Origin of the sequence: Paraburkholderia sp. (genome assembly GCF_036488505.1) — a bacterium.
Lineage (GTDB): Bacteria > Pseudomonadota > Gammaproteobacteria > Burkholderiales > Burkholderiaceae > Paraburkholderia.
Genome location: NZ_DASXHN010000187.1, coordinates 1 through 2226 on the forward strand (window position 1 = coordinate 1; position 2226 = coordinate 2226).

2 protein-coding genes are annotated in these 2226 nt (G+C 64.0%); one reads left to right on the top strand and one right to left on the bottom strand.

Features of this window, described 5'->3' with window-relative positions:
- The coding region (locus tag VGH68_RS10910) for a translocation/assembly module TamB domain-containing protein (protein WP_331603630.1) at positions 1 to 698 on the top strand (698 nt) is incomplete at its 5' end.
- Positions 699 to 804: 106 nt separating this feature from the next.
- Here the strand turns inward: VGH68_RS10910 and metG are convergent.
- Positions 805 to 2226 (bottom strand): methionine--tRNA ligase (metG, locus tag VGH68_RS10915; protein WP_331603631.1); only part of this gene is annotated, 1422 nt, incomplete at its 5' end.

Below are 2226 nucleotides of genomic sequence, written 5' to 3' on the forward strand. Positions count from 1 at the left end.
AGATCGGTATCGGCAGGGACTTCCGCTTCCGCGGCCAGGGCGCGGATCTCGCTCTTGCCGGCACGATCACCGCGACCAGCGCGCCGAACACGCCGCTACGCGCGGTGGGCAATGTGCGCGTGCTGCAAGGGTCGACCTACACCGCGTTCGGCCGCAAGCTGGCGATCGAGAACGGCTTTTTCACGTTCAACGGCCCAGTCACCAATCCAGGCATCAACATTCTCGCGATGCGTCGCAATCAGCAGGTCGAAGCGGGCGTGCAGGTCACCGGTACGCTGCAGGCACCGGTCGCGCGGCTGGTGTCGGAGCCCAGCGTGCCGGACAACGAGAAGCTCTCGTGGCTGCTGTTTGGCCATGGCACCGACCAGGGTAACAACCTCGGTCAGCAGAGCACGATGACGACGGCGCTCGCGCTGCTCGGCAGCGCGACCGGCAAGCGAATCGCGCAGACTGTGGGGCTCGATGAGTTTTCGATCGGCCGCAGCGATGTCGGCCTGACCGATCCGCAGGTCGTCATGGTGTCCAAGGCGATCAACGAGTGGCTGGTGATCGGCTACGAGCAAGGGCTGCAGTCGGCGAGCAACGCGGTCAAGGCGACGATCAATCTGTCGCGCTACTGGTCGCTGGTCGTGTATGGCGGGACGTTCTATGGCACCGATGTGTTGTACACGCGGCGCTTTGACCGGATCACCTGGTGAGCGCCGGTGCGATGACGTCGCGGTAAAAGAAAACGGCACGCGCGAAGCGTGCCGTTTTTGCATGGGGCGTGGCGAAGCGCCCGAGCGCGCTGCCCAGCGCCGCGTATTACTTCACGCGCATGCCCGGTTTTGCGCCGCTATGCGGTTCGAGCACGTAGAGGCCCGGCTCGGCCTTCTCGTCCGCGGCCGACGCGGCAAGCACCATTCCCTCGGAGATGCCGAACTTCATCTTGCGCGGCGCGAGGTTCGCGACCATCACGGTCAGCTTGCCGATCAACTGCTCCGGCTGATACGCGGACTTGATGCCTGAGAACACGTTGCGGGTCTTTTCCTCGCCGACGTCGAGCGTGAGTTGCAGCAGCTTGTCCGAGCCTTCCACCGCCTTGCAATCGACGATTCTGGCGATGCGCAGGTCGACTTTCGCGAAGTCGTCGATCGAGATGACGCTGGATGCTTCATCCTTTCCGGCAACCGCCGTTTTTGCGCCGGTTTTCGCGGCGTTCTTCGACTGACTGTTCGTGTCGGCGGCGGTTTCCGGCGTAGCCTGCAGCGATTCGCGGTTGGCCGCGAGCAACGCTTCGATCTGCTTCGGATCGACGCGCGTCGTCAGGTGCTTGTACGCGTTGATCGGGCGCGTCGAGCTGAGCGGCACGTTTGCGTCGGCCCATCTGAGCGGCTCGATGCCGAGGAACGCTTCGACCGCTTCAGCGAGCTTCGGCAGCACCGGCTTAAGCGCGATAGACAGCAGACGGAACGCCTCGATGCTGACGCTGCAGGTTTCGTGCAGTGCGACCGCGTTGGCCGGATCTTTTGCCTGGTCCCACGGCTTCGCGGTGTCGACGTAGGCGTTGACCGAATCGGCCAGTTCCATCGTCTGACGCAGCGCGCGGTTGTACTCGCGCGCTTCGTAGTTCGCGGCGATGTGCGCGATCGCGGCGCGCAGCGTCGCGAGTAGCGGGTGATGCATCGCGCTGTCCTGCACGCGGCCGTCGAAACGCTTGATCAGGAAGCCGGCCGCGCGGCTCGCGATGTTCACGTACTTGCCGACCAGGTCACTGTTCACGCGCGCCTGGAAGTCGTCGAGGTTCAGGTCGAGGTCTTCCATCGTGCTGTTGAGCTTGGCGGCGAAGTAGTAGCGCAGCCATTCGGGGTTCAGGCCCGTGTCGATCACGCTCTGCGCGGTGATGAAGGTGCCGCGCGACTTCGACATCTTCGCGCCGTCGACGGTCAGAAACCCGTGCGCGAACACGTTGGTCGGCGTGCGGTGGCCCGAGAACTCGAGCATCGCCGGCCAGAACAGCGTGTGGAAATACAGGATGTCCTTGCCGATGAAGTGGTATTGCTCGGCCTTGGACCCCTTGCGCACCCACGCGTCGAAATCGAGGCCACGCTTTTCGGCGAGATTCTTGAAGCTCGCGTAGTAGCCGACCGGCGCGTCGAGCCACACGTAGAAGTATTTGCCGGGTGCGCCGGGGATCTCGAAGCCGAAGTACGGCGCGTCGCGCGAGATGTCCCAGTCGGCGAGTTT